The sequence below is a fragment of the Saccharopolyspora mangrovi genome (genome assembly GCF_035320975.1).
Classification (GTDB): Bacteria; Actinomycetota; Actinomycetes; order Mycobacteriales; family Pseudonocardiaceae; genus Saccharopolyspora; species Saccharopolyspora mangrovi.
Genome location: NZ_JAWLNX010000028.1, coordinates 75,222 through 96,187, shown reverse-complemented (window position 1 = coordinate 96,187; position 20,966 = coordinate 75,222). Strand labels below are relative to the sequence as shown.

Sequence of the window (20,966 nt, the reverse complement as noted above, 5' to 3'; positions counted from 1 at the left end):
CCTCAGACGGCTGCGCGTCCTCGGGCACGAACCGGCCGACCAGCTCATGGAAACGGGACATTCCGGCCATCCCCTCGGGCAGCCGGGCCCGTTTCAGCACCCGGCCCTGCTCGTCCTGGACCTCCACGTGGTGATCCTCAGCCCAGTCATCTCCGACGAACAGCACCCCAACCTCCATGGCCGACAGCACCTTCCGGCAGCCTGCAGGAGCCGGTCAGCGACCTAATGGACAAGTGCTCACGCCAACACCCGGCGGGCACGACATCCCATCAGCGATCAAGACCCCTGACCACCAGTGAGGGCACGATCTGACCCCAGGACTCCAAGGCCCAGGAGAGGAGAGTGCTCACTCACCAGCGGCTACCAGGCACCGAGTCTGCCCGATCAGCCGACCCGGTAGATCCCATTAGGAGAGGGCGAGGACGCCGCTGAGGGCCGCGGCGATGAGGAAGGCCGTGCCGCCCATGAACGTCTCCATCAGGGTCCAGCTCTTCAGGGTGGTCCGGATGTCGATGTCCATGTAGCGGTTGAACAGCCAGAAGCCCGAGTCGTTGACGTGGGACAGGACCGTGCCGCCCGCGGCGACCGCGACCACGACCAGGGCGATCTCCGGCTGGGACAGGCCCAGCTGGTGGATCAGCGGCGCCACGATGGGAGCGGTGGTGACGATCGCGACCGTCTTGGAACCCAGCGCCACGCGCAGCGCGGTGGCAATCAGGAACGCCAGCACCACCACCGGCAGCGAAGTCGCGCCGAGCAGGTCGGCCAGCGCCTCGCCGGCACCGGTGGCTTCCAGGACCGCGCCGAACACGCCGCCCGCACCGGTCACCAGCAGCACCAGCGCCACCGGTCCCAGCGACGCCGACGCGGCCTTCTCGATGCGCTCCATCGAGAACCCGCCGCGCAGGCCCAGCACCCAGAACGACAGCAGCGTCGCGATGGTCAGCGCGATCACCGGTGCGCCGATGAACGTCAGCACCTCGCGCACCGCGCCCTCCGGGAGCACGACCTCGGAGAAGGTGTTGAGCATGATGAGCACGACCGGCAGCAGGATCACGCCCACCGTCACCCCCAGCGACGGCGGGGCCTTGGTCGCCACGCCGGCACCACCGGAGCTCCCGCCGGAACCGGCCTGCTCTTGGGCCTCGCCGAGCAGCTGGGCGGGAACCGGGGTGCCCAGCCGGTCGCCGACGCGCGTGCCGAAGAGGTACGCGCCGATGAACCACGCCGGGAGCCCGCAGATCAGGCCCATGATCGTCACCCAGCCGAGGTTCGCGCCCAGCAGACCGGCCGCGGCCACCGGGCCAGGGTGCGGCGGCAACACCGCGTGCATGATCGCCAGTCCGCCGACGGCGGGCAGCGCGATGCTGATCACCGAACGACCGGAGCGCTGCGCCACCGAGTAGATCAGCGGCAGCAGGATGATGAACCCGACGTCGAAGAACACCGGGATGCCGAAGATCAGCGCGGTCAACCCGACCGCCAGGGGCGCCCGCCGCTCGCCGAAGGCCGCCAGCAAACGTCCGGACAGCACCTCCGCGGCGCCGGATTCCTGGATGAGGCGCCCGAGCATGGCGCCCAGCGCCACGATGATCGCGATCTCACCGAGGGTTTCGCCCATCCCGTCCTCGAGCAGGCTCGGGATCTCGGTGGGGCTGATGCCGGCCGCGGCCGCCACCACGACGCTGACCACCAGCAAGGCGACGAAGGCGTGCAGCTTCGCCTTGATCACCAGCAGCAGGAGCAGCGCGATCCCGCCGACCACGAGCAGCAGCAGCGCCCACGGCGGCAGGGTCCACACGGTTTCCGGTGCCTCGTCAGCGGCTAACGCGATCGCGGCCGAGAAGTCCACAGATCTGGTCGGCATCATTGCCATCCTCTTCGGGGCGCGCTGGCCGGATGATCGACCGCCAGGGGCGAGAACTGCGTTTCTCGCCTCCGGCGGGTCGGTCGCCCGGGCGGCGGTTGCGGGTCAGTTCCGGTCGAGGGCCGGGCGTTTGGGGTCGAAGGTCCAGCCGGGGATCAGGTACTGCATGGCCGCCGCGTCGTCGCGGGAACCGAGCCCGTGCTCGAGGTAGAGCTCGTGGGCGGCGGCGACGCGTTCCTCGTCGAGCTCCACTCCCAGGCCCGGCGCGGTAGGAACCGGCAGCAGGCCGTCGGAGATCCGCAGCGGGTCGCGGGTCAGCCCCTGACCGTCCTGCCAGATCCAGTGCGTGTCGATCGCGGTGATCTCACCCGGCGCTGCGGCGGCGACGTGGGTGAACATCGCCAGCGAGACGTCGAAGTGGTTGTTGGAGTGCGAACCCCACGTCAGGCCCCAGTCGTGGCAGAACTGCGCCACCCGAACCGAACCGCTCATGGTCCAGAAGTGCGGGTCGGCCAGCGGGATGTCCACGGCACCGGCCCGCACCGCGTGGCCCAGCTGACGCCAGTCGGTGGCGATCATGTTGGTCGCGGTGGGAAGACCGGTCGCGCGGCGGAACTCGGCCATCGTCTCCCGGCCCGAGTAGCCGCCTTCGCCACCGCACGGGTCCTCGGCGTAGGCGAGCACGTCGCGCAGGCCGCGACCGATCTCGATCGCTTCGGACAGCAACCAGCCGCCGTTGGGGTCCAACGTGATCCGCGCGTCGCCGAACCGCTCGGCCAGCGCGGTGACCGCCTCGGCCTCCTGCCGCGCGGGCAGCACGCCGCCCTTGAGCTTGAAGTCGCGGAACCCGTAGCGCTCGCGGGCCGCCTCGGCCAGCCGCACGACCGACTCCGGGGTCAGGGCCTCCTCGTGGCGCAGCCGCGACCAGGCGTCGGCGCCGTCCTCCGGGGCCAGGTAGGGAAGGTCGGTCTTGGTGCGGTCGCCGACGAAGAACAGGTAGCCCAGCACCGGGACTTCCGAGCGCTGCTGGCCGTCGCCGAGCAGTTCGGCCACCGGCACACCGAGGTGCTTGCCGAGCAGGTCCAGCATCGCCGACTCGATCGCGGTCACCGCGTGCACGGTGACCCGCAGGTCGAAGGTCTGCGCGCCGCGCCCGCCCGCGTCGCGGTCGGCGAAGCGGGCGTGCACCTGGCGCAGCACCGAACGCAGCCGCGCCACCGGCTGCCCGACGACCAGCTCCGCCGACTCCTCCAGGGTGGCGCGGATCGGCTCCCCGCCGGGCACCTCGCCGACCCCGGTGCGCCCCTCGGAGTCGGTGAGCACCAGCAGGTTCCGGGTGAAGAACGGCGCGTGCGCACCGCTGAGGTTGAGCAGCATGCTGTCGTGCCCGGCGACCGGGATGACGCGCAGCTGGGAGATCACGGGTGTCATGTTGGTTCTCCGGGTGTTCAGTGCCTGCCGGGTTCGCCGTCGACCCGCCGCAGCAGGCCGTCCGGGTTGCCGTCGGCGAGGGAGCTGGGCAGCAGCGTGGCGGGAACGTCCTGGTAGGCCACCGGGCGCTGGAACCGCTCGATCGCCAGCGTTCCCACCGAGGTCGTCCGCGAGTCCGAAGTGGACGGATGCGGTCCGCCGTGGACCATCGCGTGCCCGACCTCGACGCCGGTCGGCCAGCCGTCGAAGAGGATCCGGCCCGCCTTGAGCTCGAGCACGTCCAGCAGCTCGGCGGCTTCGGCGTGGTCGGCCTCGGACGCGTGCACGGTGGCGGTCAGCTGCCCCTCCAGCGACTCGGCGGCCTCGCGGACCTGCGCGGCGTCGCGGCAGCGCACCACGATCGAGCAGGAACCGAACACCTCCTGCTGCAGCGAGTCGTCGCCGGTGAACGCCTCGGCGTCGGCGACCACCAGCGCCGGTCGGCACGCCACCGGCAGGTCGGTCTCCGGTCCCTGGGCCAGCACCTCGACCTGCGGGTGCTCGGCCAACCGCTGCACGCCCTCGGCGTAGGAGCGGGCGATGCCGGGGGTGAGCATGGTGCCCGCCTCGCGCTCGGCGACCGCGTCGGCGGCGGTGTCGAGGAAGGAGCGCAGCTCCGGCCCGTCCGCGGCGACCACGACGCCCGGGTTGGTGCAGAACTGGCCCGCGCCCAGCGTCAGCGACCCCACGAAGCCGGTGGCGATCTGCGCGCCGCGCTCGGCCAGCGCACCCGGCAGCAGGAACACCGGGTTGGTGCTGCTCATCTCCGCGTAGACCGGGATCGGCTGCGGCCGCGACTGCGCGGCGGCCACCAGCGCGAGACCACCGGTGCGCGAGCCGGTGAACCCGACCGCCTGGATCCGCGGGTCGGTCACCAGCCGGGTACCCAGGTCCGGGCCGTGGCCGAACAGCAGCGAGAACGTCCCGGCGGGAAGCCCCAGGTCGGTCACCGCGTCGGCGATCGCCCGGCCCACCAGCTCCGAGGTGCCGGGGTGCGCGTCGTGGCCCTTGACCACCACCGGGCACCCGGCCGCCAGCGCCGAGGCGGTGTCGCCACCGGCCACGGAGAACGCGAGCGGGAAGTTGCTGGCACCGAACACCGCCACCGGGCCCAGCGGCACCTGGCGCTGCCGGATGTCCGGGCGCGGCGGGGTGCGGTCCGGCAGGGCCGGGTCGATGCGCGGGACGTCGTGGTCGCCGTCGCGCAGCAGCTGGGCGAACAGCCGCAGCTGACCGGTCGTGCGACCGCGCTCGCCGGTCAGCCGCGCCACCGGCAGCCCCGACTCGGCGTGCGCGCGCTCGACCAGCGCATCACCCAGCTCCTCGATGTTGTCGGCGATGCGCTCCAGGAACGCGGCGCGCTCGGCGATCGGCAGCCGCCGGTAGGGGCCGAACGCCTCGGCCGCGGCGGTGCACGCGCGCTCGACGTCGGCCGCGTCGCCGTAGCCGAACGGCGGTTCCAGCTCGGCGCCGGTGCTCGGGTCGATCGCGCGGATCGTCTTCCCGGCACCGGGCACCGGCGTGCCCGCGATGATCATCTGTCCGGTCGGTTCGGTCATGCTCACGCCTCCGGGACGCGTTCGATCAGCTCGGTCAGCATCGTCAGCTCGGTCTCGTCGAGGTCGACCAGCGGCGAGCGCACGGGGCCCGCCGGACGGCCGATGGCGCGCATGCCCGCCTTGACGATGCTGACCGCGTAACCGGCGCTGCGGTTGCGGATGTCGCAGTAGGGCAGCACGAACTCGTTGAGGTACCGGTGAACAGCGGCCCTGTCGCGCGCGCGGACGGCGTTGTAGAAGCGCACCGCGAACTCGGGCACGAAGTTGTACATCGCCGAGGAGTAGGTCGTCACGCCCATCTCCAGGTAGGGCAGCGCGAACGTCTCGGCGGTCGGCAGCCCGCCCACGTAGGTCAGGCGGTCGCCGACGCGGGAGTGGATGCGGGTCATCTTCTCGATATCGCCGACGCCGTCCTTGAACCCGATCAGGTTCGGGCACTCCTCGGCCAGGCGCGCCACCGTCACGTCGTCGTAGACGGCGTTGGCGCGGCTGTAGATGATCACGCCGAGGTCGGTCGCCGCGCACACCGCGCGGACGTGCTCGACCAGACCCCGCTGCGGCGCCTCGGTGAGGTACGGCGGCAGCAGCAGCAGGCCGTCGGCGCCGGCGCGCTCGGCGGAGCGGGTCAGCTCCACGGCGGTGGCGGTGCCGCCGCCGGCGGGTGCGATCACCGGGACGTCCGCGGGCACCTCCTGCGCGGCCGCGGTGACCACGGCCTCCACCTCGGCGTTGGTCAGCGAGAAGAACTCGCCGGTCCCGCCCGCCGCGAACAGGCCGGTCGCTCCGAAGCTCGACAGCCAGCCGATGTTGTCCCGGTAGGCGGCCTCGTCGAAGCTCATGTCGTCGCGGAAGTGCGTCACCGGGAACGAGAGAAGCCCACTGGCTAGCCGTTCGGCGACTTCGGCGGGCGAGAAGCGGGACATCGTTTCCTCCAGGTCCGGTGCTCGGTCGAAGGTGACGTTAGAGTCGTCCATCAATGCACGTCCAACTCCGATTAAGCATCCACTGATACCGAGACGGCATCGATGTTCACGATCACCCAACTCGCCGGCTTCGTCGCGGTCGCCGAAGAAGGTCACTTCGGCCGCGCCGCCACCAGGCTGAACATGACCCAACCCCCGCTGAGCCGCCAGATCCAGCAGCTCGAACGCGAACTGCAGGTCCGGCTCATCGACCGCAGCAGCCGGACCGTGCGGCTCACCCCGGCCGGTCGGTCGTTCCTGACCGACGCCCGCCGGTTGCTGCACGACGCGGAGAACGCCGCCAGATCGGTGCGCCGGGTGACCGACGGGCGCACCGGAGTGCTGCGGCTCGGCTTCACCGCGACCTCGGCGTACGGGGTGCTCGGCGGGCTGATCAACACCGCCCGGCAGCACCTGCCGCACGTGGAGGTCGTCCTGCACGAGCTGGTCAGCGGCGACCAGCTGGAACGCATCTCCGCCGACGCCCTGGACCTCGGCCTGGTCCGCCCGCCCACTCCGCCCGGCCTCGAATCGAGGTCGCTGCGGTCCGAGCCGCTGGTGGCGGCGTTGCCCGTCGAGCACCCGCTGACCGAGCGGGACGAGATCGACCTGTCGGCGTTCCACGGCGAGAAGGTCGTCGGCTACTCGCCTTTCGCGGCCCGGTACTTCTACGACCTGCTGGTGGGGCTGTTCGGCGAGGCCGGTGTGCACCCGTCCTACGTGCAGCACGCCGACCAGGTGCACACCGTGCTGGCGCTGGTCGAGGTCGGGCTGGGCATCGCGCTGGTGCCCTCCACGGCGGCGCGGCTGCGGTTCGAGGGCGTGGTGCTGCGGCCGGTCCGGCTACCGGTCCCGGACCCGGTCGAGCTGCACCTGGCGTGGCGAGGCAGCAACGACAACCCCGTCCTGCACACCTTCCTGGAACTGCTCTGAGAACCGTTGAGGTCGTTGCCCTGCTGGGCGGTTCGGGTGGCGGAACGTGAGGCGAGCCCACGCCGGAGCGCCACCACCGCTTCCAGACCAGCGGTTCGGGCCGAACTCGGCGGGTACGCGTCGGCGCGTACGTCGTGAGTCGCACGTCGACGGATGTCGCCGCTGCGGCCGGCGAGCAGCATCGCAGGGGAGATGCGGGAGGCGCGATGAACACGACGATCATGCACGGAAGCCGGGTGCTGCGGACGATGACGACCGACCTGGCGGAGGCCTACCGAGGTGGTTCGACGGTCGAACGCGGCTGCTACCAGCTGGCGGCGGTGCTGGTCCTGAGCGGCCTGGTCCACCTCGGCGTGCTGATGGTGACCGGCGGGCCGTGGACGGGTCCGCTGTCCTGGCGCAAACCAGCGACCTTCGGGCTGTCCTTCGGCCTGACGCTGGCGACGCTGACCTGGGTGTTGTCGTTCGTACCGATGCGCGGGGTGACGCGGTCGCGGCTGCTGGCGGTCTTCGGCGCGGCCTGCGCGGTGGAGGTCGCGGGCATCACGGTGCAGGCGTGGCGGCGCGTTCCGTCGCACTTCACCCCGCCCGCCGACGCCACGGCCGTCGACGCGGTCGCCGCGGTGGCGGCAGCTTCGGGTGCGGTCGCGATCGTCGGCGTGATCACCGCGGCGACGGTGAAAACCCTGCGGCATCACGAGGAAGTCCCGCCCAGCATGCGACTGGCGCTGCGCGTCGGATTCCTGTCGTTGATGGTGGCCCTCGCCATCGGCGTGCTCATGATGGCCAGGGGCGCGGTCCTCACCCGCGTGCAAGGCGACGTCGCGCAAGCGTTCGCCTTCTCGGCCGCCCTCAAACCCGGCCACGCGGCCACCATGCACGGAGTCCTGGTCCTACCGGCACTGGCGTGGCTGCTCCGCTACGCCGAACGCCCAGAACGCTTCCGCACCAACGCCGTTCGCCTCGCAACCGCGGGATACGGCGCCTTCGCCACCACGATCGTCCTCGACCCCCTCCTCAACAGCGCCCTCCCGTCCGCCCTCGCGGTCGCCGGAACCCTCACCCTCACCGCAGCGGCAGCTCTCACCGTCCACGCCATCGCCACCCCACCAACCCACCCCGGGTGACACGATTTCAATGGAACCCTGGTGTCCGATTTCCATTGAAATCGCGCAGGGTCATCCGGGTGGGTGGTGGGAGTGGGCGTCAGGTCGTGGTGAGGAGGTCGAGGACCACGGCTGCCGTCCAGCTGAAGTGGTGGGCTCCTCTGCCCTCGGCGGTTCGGGGGTCGACGTACTCGCGGAAGCCCGAGCGGGTGGCCGCCTCGAGCATCCCTCCGCGCAGGGTGCGGGCGAGGTCGGTGGCACCGCGGTCGGTGAGACCGCGCTGGAGCAGCCAGGTGATGTTGAACCAGGCCGGTCCGCGCCAGTAGCGGGACGGGTCGAACAACGGGTCGGTGAGGTCGTAGCTGGGGACAAGACCGAGCTCGTCGACGCGGAACCGGGGCCCGGTGGCCGTGTCGACGAGCTCCTGGGCCTGCGGCAGACCGGGCACCACCAACGGGACCAGTCCTGCGACGCTGCCACCCCGGATCAACGAACCACCGTGCACGTCGAAGGAGTGGAACAGCCCGTCGGTGTGCAGCAGCGGCAGGGCGTCGCGCAGTCGCGCCACCTCCTCTTCGTGCGGCTGCGGGGATTCGCCGAGTTCCCGGGCGATGCGGGCGAGCGCGTCCTCGGAGACCGCGAGCAGCGAGTTGGTCAGCGGGTCCTCGACGGCGAACTCGTGCACGTCGAGACCGTCGGCGTAGCCGTGGTCGCGGTAGGTCGCGGCCAGCCGGACGTAGCGGCCGTAGTCGAGGTCGGTGGGCCGCTCGGACGCGTCGGCGTGCTCGAGGTCCCGACGCCGGAACTCACCGGCCGGAACGGGTTCCACCCGCTGCAGCGGGACGTCCCAGGACGGGCTGTTGTCCATCCCCGACTCCCACGGGTGCACGATCGACACCAGGCCGCGACCACCGAGGTCCCGCGACCAGCGCAGATAGCCGTGCCAGGAAACCAGTTTCGGGTAGATCCGCTCCAGGAAACCCCGCCGCCGCGCCGTTTCCGGGTCCGCGGTGAAGACCTCCCACGCCGCCAAGGCGTGCACCGGGGGCTGCACGATCCCCGAGGTGTCGGCGTGCACCGGCCCGTTGACCTGCTCGGACCGCCAGAAGTCCGGCCCGGGGAAGTAGCCATCCCGGGGCGCCGCGGGGTCGAAGACGATGTGCGGCACCCGCCCGTCGCCCCACTGCGCGCCGAACAGCGACTCCAGCTCCTGCTGCGCGCGCAGCGGCGAGAGGTGCCGGAGCCCGATCGCGATGAACGCCGAATCCCAGCTCCACTGGTGCGGGTACAGCCCCGGTGCCGGAATCGTGTTGTGGCCGCGCCAGTTGCCCAGCAGCACCTTCACGGCCTCGTCGCGCAGGCTCATCCGTGCCTCCGCAGGAACTTCGGCACCGACGCGACGGCCTCGGCGGGCTCGCCGCGCAACCGGCACTCGACAGCCAGGTACCCGTCGTAACCGCCGGCGGCCAGGGCGCCCAGCAGGGCCGACCAGTCGAGGTGACCGGTGCCCGGCTGGAACCGGTTCGACTCGCTGACCTGCACGTGACCCAGGTGCGGCACCGCGTTCAGCAGCGCGGTCACGGGGCCGTCCTCCTCGATGTTCATGTGGTAGGTGTCGGCGACCACCCGGACCGAGTCCAGACCGACCGCGTCGACCAGGTCGATCGCCTGGTCCAGCCGGTTGACCATGTGGTCCTCGTAGCGGTTGAGCGGTTCGAGGTAGATCTCCACGCCTTCGGCCCGCGCGTGCTCGCCGAGCTCGGCCAGACCCGCGAGCAGCACCTCGCGGTCCTCCTCCGGGGAGCGCGGCGGCTCGAACGGGGGCAGTCGCCGGGAGAACATGCCCCACGACGCCGGGGTCATCGCGCCGCGGCCGCCGATCTCGGCCATCACCGACAGCTGCGACTTGAGCTGCTCGATCGCGTCCCGCCGCAGGTCGGCGTCGAAAGCCGCGAAGAAGTGCGGCATCTCGACGCACACCGTGGGCATCACGACACCGTTGTCCCTGGCGCGGCGCAGTTCCGGCAGCCGCTCGCGGAAGTGGAAGTCGCCGCGGCCGCGCAGCTCGATCGCCTCGAACCCGTTCTCGCGCGCGAACTCCCACTTGGCTTCCAGCGAGTCGCCGGGCAGGAGTTGTTCCTGGCAGGCGAGTTTCACGTTGTCTCCTGTCCGAAGTCGAGGACGATCTGCAGCACGTCGGGCGCGCCGTCGTCGAGCAGCCGGTAGGCGTGCTCGACCTCCGAGGGCGCGAGCAGGTGGGTGACCAGGGCGGTCGGGTCCACCGCGCCGTCGGCGCACTGGCGCAGGAACGTCGCGTTGAGCCGGTCCTGGTCCCAGCGCCCGGACAGCTTCGGCGGCACACCACCGATCTGCGAGCTGACCAGCTCGATCCGGTTGTGGTGGAACTCCTCGCCGAGCCGCAGCCCGATGCCTTCGTCCTGGTAGAAGCCCGCGGCCACCACTCGCCCGCCGACCACCACCGTCCGGATCGCCTCGTGCAGCGCGCGGTAGGAGCCGCTGAGGTCGATCGCCACGTCCGCGCCGCCGAGCTCGCGCACACGCTCGGCCGCTCCGTCGCCCTCCAGGGCGTGCGCGGCGCCGAACTCGACGGCCTTGTCCCGGCGCTGGGCGAGGGTGTCGACGGCGACGACCTCGGCTCCGCTGCACCGCAACAACCGAGTCGCCAGCAGCCCGATCACGCCCTGCCCGAACACCGCCACCCGCTCACCCAGGTGCACGTCGGCCGACAGCACGGCGTTGAGCGCCACCGCGCCGACCCGCGCGAACGCGGCGGCCAGCGGATCCAGGCCCGCGGGGATCGGGCGCACCTTCTCCGCGGGGAGAACGGCTTCGCTGCGATGCCCCCAGATTCCCCACACCTGCTCGCCGACCCGCGCAGGGTCGTCGGCCTCGACGATCTCGCCGACCTCCGAATAGCCCCACCCCACAACGGGATACGGCTGCGACGGGACCGAGGTGGCGGTGGTGAACAGGCGCCGCTGGGCGTCCCAGGTCCGCGTCAGGTACGGGTTCGTGCCGCGGTAGGCGGTCAGTTCGGTGCCGGCGGAGATGCCGGAGTACCGGGTGCGGACCCGAACCTGGCCCGCCGCGAGGGGTTCGCTGGGGACTTCGGTGACTTCGACCTGCCGGGCACCGGTGAACTGCACGACCCGTGGCACTGAGCCTCCTCGCTCCGAGATTTGTCGGGCAGTTTACAGACTTATGTCTTGTCGGCAAGCATAAGTAGATGGTGTGATGTCCGCCGCGACGAACGCGCGAAGGAGCGTGATTGGTGATGCGGGCCAGGTCCGGGCTGACGGCCGTCCTCGCGGCGGTGATGAGCTGCACCGCGCTGCTGTCCGGCTGCGCGCCCCCTGCCGAGGACGACGCGCTGGTCGTGTGGAGCCTGGAGAGCCAGACCGACCGGGTGCGCGCGACCGAGACCATCACGCAGCGCTTCACCGCCGAGACCGGGATCCCGGTGCGCGTGGTCGCCGTCGACGAGAACCAGTTCAGCCAGATGGTGATGTCCTCGGCCGCGGCCGGGACGATGCCCGACGTCATCGGCGCGCTGCCGCTGAGCGCGACCTGGCAGATGGCCGGCAACGAACTCCTCGACACCCGCGCCAACCAGGAGATCCTCGACGCGCTCGGCCCTGCCACCTTCTCCGGCCGCGCGCTGGAGCTCACCGCCGACGGCGACCGCCGGCTGGCCGTGCCCTCCGACGCGTGGGCGCAGGTGCTGGCCTACCGCAAGGACCTCTTCGCGCAGGCCGGACTGCCGGTGCCCGACACCTACGAGAAGATCGAGCACGCCGCGCGGGTGCTCAACCGCGACGGCACCTCCGGCATCTCGATGGCCACCCACGCCAACGACACCGCCACCGGCCAGGCCTTCGAATCCTTCGCCCTCGCCAACGACTGCCGCCTCGTTGGCGACACCGGCCGGGTCGAGCTCGACAGCCCGCAGTGCCGCGAGTCCTTCCGGTTCGTGCACGACCTCATCACCCGGTACTCGCCGCCCGGGGCCCAGGACATCGACTCCACCCGCGCCACCTACTTCGCCGGGCGCTCGGCGATGCTGTCGTGGTCGACGTTCCTGCTCGACGAGCTCGGCGGCCTGCGCGCCGACGCGATGCCGGCCTGCCCGCAGTGCCAGGCCGACCCGTCGTTCCTGGCCCGCAACACCGGGATCGTCAGCGCCATCAAGGGCCCGGACGCCGCCGAACCCGCCCAGTACGGCGAACTGACGTCGTGGACGGTGCCGGTGGGCGCCCAGCGCGAGCGGGCCAAGCGCTTCGTCGAGTACATGCTCGACCAGGGCTACCCGGACTGGCTGGGCATGGCGCCGGAAGGCAAGCTGCCCGCCCGCAAGGGAACCGCGCAGGACCCCGAGCGCTTCACCCGCGCCTGGCAGCAGGCACCGGCCGGGGTGGACCTCAAGCGCCCGCTCACCGAGATCTACCCGCCGGAGACGATCGCCGACCTGCGCACCGGCACCGACCGGTTCCGCCGCTGGGGATTCGAGCAGCGCCAAGGCGTGCTGGTCGGCGCCACCCTCGGCGAGATGCCCGTCCCGCACGCGGTGAACTCGATGCTCAACGGAGGCGATCCGGCCGAGACCGCCGCCGAGGCGGCCGACGAGATCCGCGCCATCCAGACCTCCCTGAACTAGAGGGGCGTGACCATGACTTCAACGACTCGGGTGCGCACGCTGCGGCAGCGCGAGAACCGGGACGGCCTGCTGCTGATCTCACCCACGCTGCTGGTGGTGCTGGCGGTCGTGGTGCTGCCGATCCTGTGGACGGTGGTGCTGGCCTTCCAGCGCATCCGCCTCATCGACATCCAGAGCGCAGGGCTGTTCGACGCCTACACGCTGCGCAACTTCACCACCGTGCTCGGCTCGCCGGGCTTCTGGAGCTCGCTGGGCACCACCGTGGTCTACGCGGTCGGCGGAACGCTGCTCTCGCTCGGGCTCGGCCTGGTCGCGGCCCTGGCGCTGCGGCGCCCGTTCCGGGGACGCGCCCTGCTGCGCGGCGCGATGCTGCTGCCCTACGTGGCGCCGGTGGTGGCGGTGGCGTTCGTGTGGGAGGTGATGCTCAGCCCGCAGTACGGCATCGTCAACGACTGGGGGATGCGGCTGCTGGGCTGGGACGAGCCGATCGCGTTCCTCACCGACCGCGAGACCACGTTCTCGCTGCTGGGACTGCAGATCCCGGTCCCGGTCGCGCTGCTGACGGTGATCGTCTTCGAGGGATGGCGGTACTTCCCGTTCGCGTTCCTGTTCCTGCTGGCCCGGATCCAGGCGATCCCGCGCGACCTCGAGGAGGCCGCGGTGGTCGACGGTGCCGCGCCGACGCAGCGGTTCCGGCACATCGTCTGGCCGCAGCTGGCTCCCGTCCTGGCGCTGCTGGCGATGCTGCGGTTCGTCATGAACTTCAACAAGTTCGACGACGTCTACCTGCTCACCGGCGGTGGATCGGGCACGGACGTGGCCAGCGTGCGGGTCTACGACTTCCTCACCGCGCGCTTCGACGTCGGCGCCGCCTCCGCCCAGGCGCTGGTGCTGGCGGGGGTGCTGCTGGTGTTCCTGGCGGTCTACCTGAAGTTCTTCGCCCCCGCGGCCGACGGCAAGGAGTCGTGATGACCCGGATCGGTTTCGAGAACAGGCTCTTCGGCGCGCTGCGCTGGGTGGTGCTCGCGGGGCTCGCGGTGGCGACGCTGTTCCCGTTCTACTACATGCTGCTGCTGTCGGTGCGTCCCGTCGAGCAGCTGCTGCAGGACCCGGGAGCGCTGTGGGTGGGCTTCTCGGAGTGGACCACCGAGACCTACGCCGAGGTGCTGCGGTCCGAGGACGCCGAGGGCCAGGGCATGCTCACGCTGCTGACCAACTCCGCGCTGGTGTCGCTGGGAACGGTCGTGCTGACCCTGGTGGTGACCATCCCGGGCGCCTACGCGGTCAGCAGGTTGCGGTTCGTCGGGCGCGGGCAGGTGCACTTCCTGTTCCTGGCGGTCTACATGTTCCCGGCGATCCTGCTGGCGGTGCCGCTGTTCGTGGCCTTCACCCGCCTCGGGCTGCGCGGTTCGCTGCTGGGCCTGGCCATCGTCTACATCGCCCAGACCGTGCCGGTGTCGATCTACATGCTGCGCAACTACCTGTTGACCATCCCGGACGCCATCGAGGAGGCCGCCGCCATCGACGGCTGCTCGCGCTGGCAGACGATGTGGCGGGTGACGATGCCGCTGGCCGCGCCCGCGCTGCTGGCCAACGGCCTGTACGTGTTCATGATCGCCTGGAACGAGTTCCTGTTCGCGCTGCTGTTCCTGGTCGAGGACCGCGACGGCTGGACGGTGTCGCTGGGCCTGGCGCAGCTCTCAAGCGGCATCGAGGTGCCCAAGACGGTGCTCATGGCAGGATCGGTGGTGCTGACGATTCCGATCGTCGTGCTGTTCTACGCAGCGGAACGAATGCTGACCGAAGGGCTCACCAGCGGTGCCGACAAGGGCTGAGGACCTGACCAGCGCCGGCCACCTGCTGTGGCTGGTGCGAACCGGACGCGCCCGCACGCGCGCGGAGTTGCAGCAGGTCACCGGTCTGTCCCGGTCCACCGTCGGGCAACGCCTCGACGCGCTGCTCTCGCGCGGGTTCCTGCGCCCGACCGGCGTCGACTCCTCCACCGGGGGTCGGCCGCCGGTGCGGCTGGACTTCAACCACGAGCACGGCGTGGTGCTGGCCGCCGACTTCGGCGCCACCCACGCCCGCACCGCCGTGTTCGACCTCGCCGGTCGCGCCCTGGCCGAAGAGGTCGAGGAGATCGACATCGCCGACGGCCCGGAAGACGTCCTGAACTGGGCCGATCGGCGCTTCCGCGACCTGCTGGACCAGGCCGGGCGTTCGCCGGAAGAGGTGCGCGGCATCGGGCTCGGCGTTCCCGGGCCGGTCGAGTTCGACGCGGGCGTGGTGCGCCAGCCGCCGATCATGCCCGGCTGGGACGGCTACCCGATCGCGGAGAACCTGCGCGCGCGCTGGGACGTGCCGGTGCTGGTGGACAACGACGCCAACGTGATGGCCATCGGCGAGCGCACGGCGCGCTTCCCGGACAGCACCTCGCTGGTGCTGGTCAAGGTCGCCACCGGGATCGGTGCGGGCATGGTGCTCGGCGGTGAGGTCTACCGCGGCGTCGACGGGGGAGCGGGCGACCTCGGCCACGTCCGGGTGGGCGACGCCTCGCAGGCGCAGTGCATGTGCGGCTCGACCGGCTGCCTCGCCGCGCTGGCCAGCGGCTCCGCGCTCGCCCGCAGGCTCGACGCCGCCGGTGTGCCGACGGCCTCCAGCCGCGAGTTCGCCGCCCGGGTCCGCGAGGGGCAACCGGAGGCCGTGCGGCTGGCCCGCGAAGCCGGGCAGCTCATCGGCGAAGTCCTCAGCACCGTGGTGTGCCTGGTCAACCCGCAGGTGCTGGTGCTGGCCGGAGACCTCGCCGAAGCCCAGTTCGTCAGCGGGCTCCGCGAAGTCCTCTACCAGCGGGCCTTGCCCAGGGCCACCCGGAACCTCCTGGTCACCACCACCGAGCTCGGTGACCGAGCCGGAATCCTCGGCGTCCACACCATGATCATCGACTCGGTCTACTCGCCGGCCTCCGTGGACGTGCTGCTCGCGGCCGGGTGATCCACGAGCGGCAGGTCGAAGATCCACAATGGAATGCGAAAAGGCTTCGTGGATAACACTTGTGGGTTGGTTCTGGTGAACAGGCGCTGAAAAGGTGACCTCGTGCGGCGAAATCTGCGAGCTTTGTTCTCCGGAACTGAACGAACCGGCGCGCTCCCCGCGAGGTGATCGGGTGCAGGTCCCCACGGCCGAACACGAAGCGATTTCGCACGAAGCCCCGGCCCGACGACGATCACGCCTCCCGGTCCTGGCCGGAGGCGTGGCGGTGGTGTCGGCCGGGGTCTTCTGGCTGGTCCACGACGCGATGGTCGACGACGCCTACATCACCCTGACCTACGCGCGCAGCCTCGCCTTCCACGGCGACTGGGCGATGATCCCCGGCATGCCGGCGAACTCGGCGACCTCCCCGCTGAACGTGCTGCTCCTGGCGGCGGGAACGCTGGTGCTGGGGAGTCCCGTCCGCGCGGCGGGAGCCGTCTTCGTGATCGCGATGGTCGCCCTCGCGCTCACCCTGCGGCGGGCGGCGCAGGACACCGGGATCCCGCCGTGGGTCGGTGTGGCCGGTGCGGGCCTGATCGGCTCCAGCCCGCTGCTGCTGTCCACCGTCGGGCTCGAAATGCCCCTCGCGGCGGCCCTCCTGGGAGCGCTGCTGATGGCCGTCGCCGGGCGTCGGGCGTGGCTGTTCGGCGTGGTCGCCGGGCTGCTCGTGCTGACCAGGGTCGACCTGGCGGTGTTCCCGCTGGTCGTGCTGCTCGGGTGCCCCGCGCTCTGGCGCGGTTGGTGGAAGTGGCTGACCGGCGCGATCGCGGTGGCCGCGCCCTGGTACGCGTTCAGCTGGCTGCACTTCGGGTCGCTCATCCCGGACACGCTCCTGATCAAGACGTGGCGGGCGGACTGGGGCGGTTACTACGTCGCGACCGGATTCGAACTCCTCCACCAGGTGGCACCGGTGCCGGTGGTCCTCGCGGCCGTCCCCGCGGTGGCCGGCGTGCTGTGCGTGATCGGGATGATCCTGGCCCGGCAGCTCGGATGGGGTCGACGCGCCTGGCCGTGGGTGCTGCTGGGGCTCGGCGGCATCGCCCACTACGTGGCCTACAGCCTGCTGAAGGTCCCGCCCTACCACTGGTACTACGCACCGCTGGTGATCGCGACGACGATGACGCTCACCGCGGCGGGCGGGCTGGTCGCGAGCCGTGTCCAGGTCCTGCCGGTGGCCGCCGGGGCGGCGCTGCTGGCCGCGCAGGTGGTCTTCGCGCTGGCCTGGGGCCTGCCGTGGCAGGCGGCACCGATCATGACCAACTGGGGCACGACCGCCGACTACGCGCGCATCGGAGGGGCCGTGAAGCAGGTCGTGGGGGACCGCGCCGTGGCCTCGCCGGGCGAGATCGGAGTGCTGGCCTACTTCTGCGACTGCGCGATCGTCGACCAGTTCTCCGATCGCGGCCACGTGGCCAGGAGCCTGGCCGATCGGCTCGAGCAGGCGGGCCCGCTGTCGAGGAACCTCTTCGAGTTCAACTACCGCCACTTCGTGCCGACCGAACCCCGCCCGGTCGACTTCGTCCTGCGCAGGGTGATGGGCCCGGGAGATCCGTTCTGGACGATCTCCTCGACGACCCACCCACCGTCCCACCTGGTTCTCGAACCGGCGTCGCGATGATGCTGGAACATGTTTCAGAAATTCGGCTCGGGCGGGTAGCCTCCGACGCGGACGTCGATCCGCGAGGAGGCGGTCGCAGTGGGGATCCGGGTGGCGCACATCGGCACCGGCAACGTCGGAAGACTGGCGCTCGCGGGCCTGCTCGGCGCCGCGGAGTGCGAGTTGACCGGGGTCTGGGTCTCCAGCCCGGCCAAGGTCGGGCGGGACGCCGGTGAGCTCGCCGGGCTCGACGGCGCGACCGGCATCACCGCCACCGGTGACCTCGACGAGATCGTCGCAGCGGGACCGGACTGCGCCGTGTACTGCGCGATGGGTGACACTCGGCTGGTGGAAGCGGTCGCCGACGTCCAGCGGCTGCTCGGCGCGGGCATCAACGTCGTCGGATCGTCCCCGGTGACGCTGCAGTACCCGTGGCAGGTGTTCCCGCAGCAGATGATCGACGGGGTCGAGCAGGCCGCGCGGGACGGTGGCGCGAGCCTGTTCATCACCGGCGTCGATCCGGGGTTCGCCAACGACCTGATCCCGTTCGCGCTGGCGGGCACCTGCCAGCGCATCGAGCAGGTGCGGTGCCTGGAGATCGCCGACTACGCCACCTACGACGGCGCCGAGGTCATGTTCGACGTCATGGGCTTCGGCAAGCCCGAGGACGAGACGCCGATGCTCTACCAGCCGGGCGTGCTTGGCATGGCGTGGGGAACGGCGATCCGGCAGCTGGCGGCCGGTTTCGGCGTCGAGGTCGACGAGATCACCGAGCACGTCGAGCGCGAACCCGCACCGGAGGCCTTCGACGTCGCCGCCGGTCACATCCCGCGGGGCGGCACCGCCGCGGTCCGCTTCGAGATCACCGGCGTCGTGGCGGGACGGCCCGCGATCGTCGTCGAGCACGTGACCCGGCTGCGCGACGACCTGCGGCCGGACTGGGCGCGACCGGCCCAGCCCGGCGGCTCCTACCGGGTCGAGATCACCGGCGAGCCTTCCTACGCCGTCGACATCTGCCCGACCAGCCGGAAGGGCGACCACAACCACGCCGCCATCGTCGCCGCGGCGGGCCGGATCGTGAACGCCATCCCGGCGGTCGTGGCCGCCGAACCCGGCATCCGCACCACGCTCGACATGCCGCTGGGCACCGGCAAGGGCCGGTTCGCCTAGCTCACTCGTGCGGGACGTCGGCGACGAGCCCGCCGTCGACGACGAACTCCGAGCCGGTGGCGAACGACGACTCGTCGCTGGCCAGGAAAACCACGAACGTCGCCACCTCCCCGGGGTCGGCGGCTCGTCCCAGCGGGGTCTTCACCATGTCCTCGGGCAGGTTCTCGGTCATCGGCGTGCGGATCATGCCGGGGTGGATGGAGTTCACCCGGATCTTGTGCGGCGCGAGCTCCAGCGCCGCCGACTTCGCCAGCCCCCGCACGCCCCACTTGGTGGCGACGTAGCCGTGCGCCCACGGGCTCCCGCGCAACCCCTCGACCGACGAGATGTTCATGATCGAGCCGCCGCCGGCCGCCTTCATCGGCTCCACCGCGGCCTGGATGCCGAGGAAGGTGCCGGTGAGGTTGACGTCCAGGATCTGCTGCCAGCGCGCCAGGTCGAAGTTCTCGATGGTGCTGCCGTTGACGATCCCGGCGTTGTTGACCAGGACGTTGAGCAGGCCGAACTCGCCGACGGCGAGGTCCGCGGCCTGCTTCCAGTCCTCCGGCCGCGTCACGTCGAGGTGCGCGTACCGCGCTGCGTCGCCGATCTCGTCGGCGAGCGCCTGGCCCTGCTCGTCGAGGATGTCGCCGATGACGACCTTCCCGCCCTCGGCGACCAGCGCCCGAGCGTGCGCGGCGCCCATGCCCCGGGCGCCACCGGAAATGATGGCTACCTTGCCGTCCACGCGTCCCATGCCCGCTGACGCTACCCTAGCGGTAGAACATGTTTCAATATCGAGGCTCCTGACCAGTTAGATCATCCCGCCGAGGGGACCACTACGATGGTCCGGATGACCGCATTCGACGATCTCGACCTCGAGCACCTGGACACCTCGGTCCTGCCGGAGCGCCAGCAGCGCATCCTGGCCACCATCCGGGACTGGGTCCTCAAGCACGGCTACGCGCCGAGCACCCGGCAGATCGGCGATGCGGTCGGACTGCGCTCGGCCTCCTCGGTGTCGCGGCACCTGGCGAGCCTGGAGGAGAAGGGCTTCCTGCGGCGCAGCGAAACCCTCTCCCGGCCCATCGACGTGCGGATCTTCCTGCAGGACGGGCAGTCCCGGCCCACCGAGGACCAGTCCGTGCCGGTGCCGGTCGTCGGCGACATCGCGGCCGGAACGCCCATCGCAGCGCAGGAGCACGTCGACGACGTGCTGACGTTGCCGCGCGAACTCACCGGGCGCGGCAACGTCTTCGGGCTGCGCGTGCGCGGCGACTCGATGGTCGACGCCGCGATCTGCGACGGCGACATCGTGGTCGTGCGCCAGCAGCCCGAGGCGCACTCCGGGCAGATCGTCGCCGCGATGCTCGACGACGAGGCCACGGTCAAGGTCTTCCGCCGCCGCAACGGCCACGTCTACCTCGAACCGCGAAACCCGGACTACGACGTCATCGACGGCGACAACGCCGTCATCCTCGGAACCGTGGTCTCCGTCCTCCGCAACGTCTGACCCGCACGAGCGGACCCCCCGTCCTCCGCGCCAGCGAAGCGCCGCGACCTTCGAATTTCGCGCGAAATTCGAGCCTGAACTTCCGAAGTCGAATTTCGCGCGAAATTCGAGTCCGAACTTCCGGCGTCGAATTTCGCGCGAAGTTCCGACGCCCGGCACCCGGCCGCAGGGGCAGTCCGGTTTCGGGGCTCAGGCGTGGGCGCGGAGGGCTGCGATGAGCCACTCGAAGTTGGGGACGTGCGGCTCGAAGGCGGGCCAGCCGTTGAGCACGCCCAGCAGCTGCCAGTAGCGCTCGACCCGGCGGTCGGTGAACCGCTCCACCGAGTCGGCCAGCGACAGGCGTTCCGCCGAGCTCAGCTCCGGGTCGACGATGCGGTCCAGGACCTCCTTGCCCCGGGCCGATTCCGGGATGATCCCCTCGCGCAGCGCGGTGGCCGCGTGCTCCATCGTCTTCTCCGGCGAGTAGCCGCCGGGCTGGTCGATCCCCTGCGCGCCGGTGATCGCCATGTCGCGGCAGCGCCGCTGGAAGTCCTCGTCGCTGACCAGCTCGGCGAGCTCGACCCACGCGTCCACCTGCTCGGTGGACGGGTCGGCGGGGAGCTGGGCCGGCATCGAGCGCATCCCCTTGGCGATCTCCGCGCCCGGCGCGTCCTCGTCGATCCCTTCGAAGGTGCGCTGGACGAAGTCGTCGATGATGCGCTGGCGCTCGTCGGCCGACATCTTGGCCACTTCGTGCATCGTTCTCATCTCCTCGGTAGTGGTGCCACGTCGAGCGATCCACCGCAGCACCGCGCGCCTGACGTGCAGCGTGCGCAGTTCGGCGTCGAGTGCGCGCAGGTGCGCCTCGGCGACGTCCTGAACGGACGCCTGGCTGCCCAGCACCTGCCGCACCGACGTCAGGTCCAGCCCCAGTTCCCGCAGCGTGCGGACCAGGTCCAGGCGCGCGACGGCTTCGGCGTCGTAGAGCCGGTAGCCGCCCGCGGAACGCCCGCTGGGCGTCACCACGTCGCTGTCGGACCAGAAGCGGATCGTGCGCACCGCCAGTCCGGTCCGCTGCGCCAGCTCACCGATGGTGAACAGCTCGGGTTTCTCGCTCACGGGATCC

At 71.1% G+C, this 20,966-nt stretch carries 18 protein-coding genes; 9 read left to right on the top strand and 9 right to left on the bottom strand.

Going from position 1 to position 20,966, the window contains the following annotated elements:
• Positions 1-406 precede the first annotated feature (406 nt).
• From R4I43_RS29100 to kdgD, 4 genes are all read right to left on the bottom strand, one after another.
• Positions 407-1,867, bottom strand: a complete 1,461-nt coding sequence (locus tag R4I43_RS29100) for a GntP family permease (protein ID WP_324268899.1) — start codon at positions 1,865-1,867, stop codon at positions 407-409.
• A gap of 105 nt (positions 1,868-1,972) precedes the next feature.
• Positions 1,973-3,298: an enolase C-terminal domain-like protein gene (locus tag R4I43_RS29095; RefSeq protein WP_324268898.1), complete on the bottom strand. Its 1,326-nt coding sequence runs from the start codon at positions 3,296-3,298 to the stop codon at positions 1,973-1,975.
• Positions 3,299-3,315: 17 nt separating this feature from the next.
• Positions 3,316-4,896, bottom strand: a complete 1,581-nt coding sequence (locus R4I43_RS29090; protein WP_324268897.1) for an aldehyde dehydrogenase (NADP(+)) — start codon at positions 4,894-4,896, stop codon at positions 3,316-3,318.
• 2 nt (positions 4,897-4,898) lie between these two features.
• Positions 4,899-5,819 carry a 5-dehydro-4-deoxyglucarate dehydratase gene (gene kdgD / locus R4I43_RS29085; protein WP_324268903.1) on the bottom strand — a complete coding sequence of 307 codons (921 nt, stop codon included), beginning with the start codon at positions 5,817-5,819 and terminating at the stop codon, positions 4,899-4,901.
• Positions 5,820-5,921: 102 nt separating this feature from the next.
• Between kdgD and R4I43_RS29080 the strand changes: the two genes are divergently transcribed.
• Together R4I43_RS29080 and R4I43_RS29075 are read left to right on the top strand one after the other, a co-directional pair.
• The gene (locus tag R4I43_RS29080; RefSeq protein WP_324268896.1) at positions 5,922-6,791 is read left to right on the top strand and encodes a LysR substrate-binding domain-containing protein; all 870 of its coding nucleotides are present in this window, start codon (positions 5,922-5,924) and stop codon (positions 6,789-6,791) included.
• Positions 6,792-6,997: 206 nt separating this feature from the next.
• Positions 6,998-7,918 (top strand): hypothetical protein, encoded by a 921-nt coding sequence (locus R4I43_RS29075; protein WP_324268895.1) that lies wholly within the window; start codon positions 6,998-7,000, stop codon positions 7,916-7,918.
• A gap of 79 nt (positions 7,919-7,997) precedes the next feature.
• Here the strand turns inward: R4I43_RS29075 and R4I43_RS29070 are convergent, their stop codons facing one another.
• The 3 genes from R4I43_RS29070 to R4I43_RS29060 are packed head-to-tail and all read right to left on the bottom strand — an operon-like array spanning position 7,998 to position 11,076.
• Positions 7,998-9,263 (bottom strand): MGH1-like glycoside hydrolase domain-containing protein, encoded by a 1,266-nt coding sequence (locus tag R4I43_RS29070; protein WP_324268894.1) that lies wholly within the window; start codon positions 9,261-9,263, stop codon positions 7,998-8,000.
• Positions 9,260-10,054 (bottom strand): sugar phosphate isomerase/epimerase family protein, encoded by a 795-nt coding sequence (locus tag R4I43_RS29065; RefSeq protein WP_324268893.1) that lies wholly within the window; start codon positions 10,052-10,054, stop codon positions 9,260-9,262. The genes R4I43_RS29070 and R4I43_RS29065 overlap by 4 nt, the downstream gene beginning before the upstream one ends.
• Complete coding sequence (locus tag R4I43_RS29060; RefSeq protein ID WP_324268892.1) at positions 10,051-11,076, bottom strand: zinc-binding dehydrogenase; 1,026 nt, start codon at positions 11,074-11,076, stop codon at positions 10,051-10,053. Before R4I43_RS29060 ends, R4I43_RS29065 begins: the two co-directional genes overlap by 4 nt.
• Positions 11,077-11,192: 116 nt before the next feature.
• Between R4I43_RS29060 and R4I43_RS29055 the strand changes: the two genes are divergently transcribed.
• From R4I43_RS29055 to R4I43_RS29030, 6 genes are all read left to right on the top strand, one after another.
• Entirely contained in the window at positions 11,193-12,572 is a 1,380-nt protein-coding gene (locus tag R4I43_RS29055) for an ABC transporter substrate-binding protein (RefSeq protein ID WP_324268902.1), read from the top strand.
• 12 nt (positions 12,573-12,584) lie between these two features.
• Positions 12,585-13,541, top strand: coding sequence for a carbohydrate ABC transporter permease (locus R4I43_RS29050; protein WP_324268891.1), 957 nt, complete (start codon positions 12,585-12,587; stop codon positions 13,539-13,541).
• Positions 13,541-14,407, top strand: coding sequence for a carbohydrate ABC transporter permease (locus R4I43_RS29045; RefSeq protein WP_324268890.1), 867 nt, complete (start codon positions 13,541-13,543; stop codon positions 14,405-14,407). Before R4I43_RS29050 ends, R4I43_RS29045 begins: the two co-directional genes overlap by 1 nt.
• Positions 14,391-15,563: an ROK family transcriptional regulator gene (locus tag R4I43_RS29040; protein ID WP_324268889.1), complete on the top strand. Its 1,173-nt coding sequence runs from the start codon at positions 14,391-14,393 to the stop codon at positions 15,561-15,563. Before R4I43_RS29045 ends, R4I43_RS29040 begins: the two co-directional genes overlap by 17 nt.
• 172 nt (positions 15,564-15,735) lie before the next feature.
• A complete protein-coding gene (locus R4I43_RS29035; protein WP_324268888.1) occupies positions 15,736-17,220 on the top strand; it encodes a hypothetical protein in 1,485 nt (494 codons plus the stop codon).
• 78 nt (positions 17,221-17,298) lie between these two features.
• Positions 17,299-18,369, top strand: coding sequence for an NAD(P)H-dependent amine dehydrogenase family protein (locus R4I43_RS29030; protein ID WP_324268887.1), 1,071 nt, complete (start codon positions 17,299-17,301; stop codon positions 18,367-18,369).
• Position 18,370: 1 nt separating this feature from the next.
• Here R4I43_RS29030 and R4I43_RS29025 read toward each other — a convergent pair whose 3' ends face one another.
• Complete coding sequence (locus R4I43_RS29025) at positions 18,371-19,105, bottom strand: glucose 1-dehydrogenase (protein WP_324268886.1); 735 nt, start codon at positions 19,103-19,105, stop codon at positions 18,371-18,373.
• Between the two features lie 96 nt (positions 19,106-19,201).
• Here R4I43_RS29025 and lexA point away from each other — a divergent pair, with 96 nt between their 5' ends.
• Entirely contained in the window at positions 19,202-19,861 is a 660-nt protein-coding gene (gene lexA, locus R4I43_RS29020) for a transcriptional repressor LexA (protein WP_324268885.1), read from the top strand.
• Positions 19,862-20,050: 189 nt separating this feature from the next.
• Here lexA and R4I43_RS29015 read toward each other — a convergent pair whose 3' ends face one another.
• The gene (locus R4I43_RS29015; protein WP_324268884.1) at positions 20,051-20,959 is read right to left on the bottom strand and encodes a helix-turn-helix domain-containing protein; all 909 of its coding nucleotides are present in this window, start codon (positions 20,957-20,959) and stop codon (positions 20,051-20,053) included.
• Positions 20,960-20,966: the final 7 nt, after the last annotated feature.

Excerpts from the sequence above, each read along its gene's own strand:
- R4I43_RS29100 (WP_324268899.1), bottom strand. The coding sequence starts at position 1,867 with ATGCCGACCAGATCTGTGGACTTCTCGGCCGCGATCGCGTTAGCCGCT.
- R4I43_RS29095 (WP_324268898.1), bottom strand. The coding sequence starts at position 3,298 with ATGACACCCGTGATCTCCCAGCTGCGCGTCATCCCGGTCGCCGGGCAC.
- R4I43_RS29090 (WP_324268897.1), bottom strand. The coding sequence starts at position 4,896 with ATGACCGAACCGACCGGACAGATGATCATCGCGGGCACGCCGGTGCCC.
- kdgD (WP_324268903.1), bottom strand. The coding sequence starts at position 5,819 with ATGTCCCGCTTCTCGCCCGCCGAAGTCGCCGAACGGCTAGCCAGTGGG.
- R4I43_RS29080 (WP_324268896.1), top strand. The coding sequence starts at position 5,922 with ATGTTCACGATCACCCAACTCGCCGGCTTCGTCGCGGTCGCCGAAGAA.
- R4I43_RS29075 (WP_324268895.1), top strand. The coding sequence starts at position 6,998 with ATGAACACGACGATCATGCACGGAAGCCGGGTGCTGCGGACGATGACG.
- R4I43_RS29070 (WP_324268894.1), bottom strand. The coding sequence starts at position 9,263 with ATGAGCCTGCGCGACGAGGCCGTGAAGGTGCTGCTGGGCAACTGGCGC.
- R4I43_RS29055 (WP_324268902.1), top strand. The coding sequence starts at position 11,193 with ATGCGGGCCAGGTCCGGGCTGACGGCCGTCCTCGCGGCGGTGATGAGC.
- R4I43_RS29050 (WP_324268891.1), top strand. The coding sequence starts at position 12,585 with ATGACTTCAACGACTCGGGTGCGCACGCTGCGGCAGCGCGAGAACCGG.
- R4I43_RS29045 (WP_324268890.1), top strand. The coding sequence starts at position 13,541 with ATGACCCGGATCGGTTTCGAGAACAGGCTCTTCGGCGCGCTGCGCTGG.
- R4I43_RS29025 (WP_324268886.1), bottom strand. The coding sequence starts at position 19,105 with ATGGGACGCGTGGACGGCAAGGTAGCCATCATTTCCGGTGGCGCCCGG.
- lexA (WP_324268885.1), top strand. The coding sequence starts at position 19,202 with ATGACCGCATTCGACGATCTCGACCTCGAGCACCTGGACACCTCGGTC.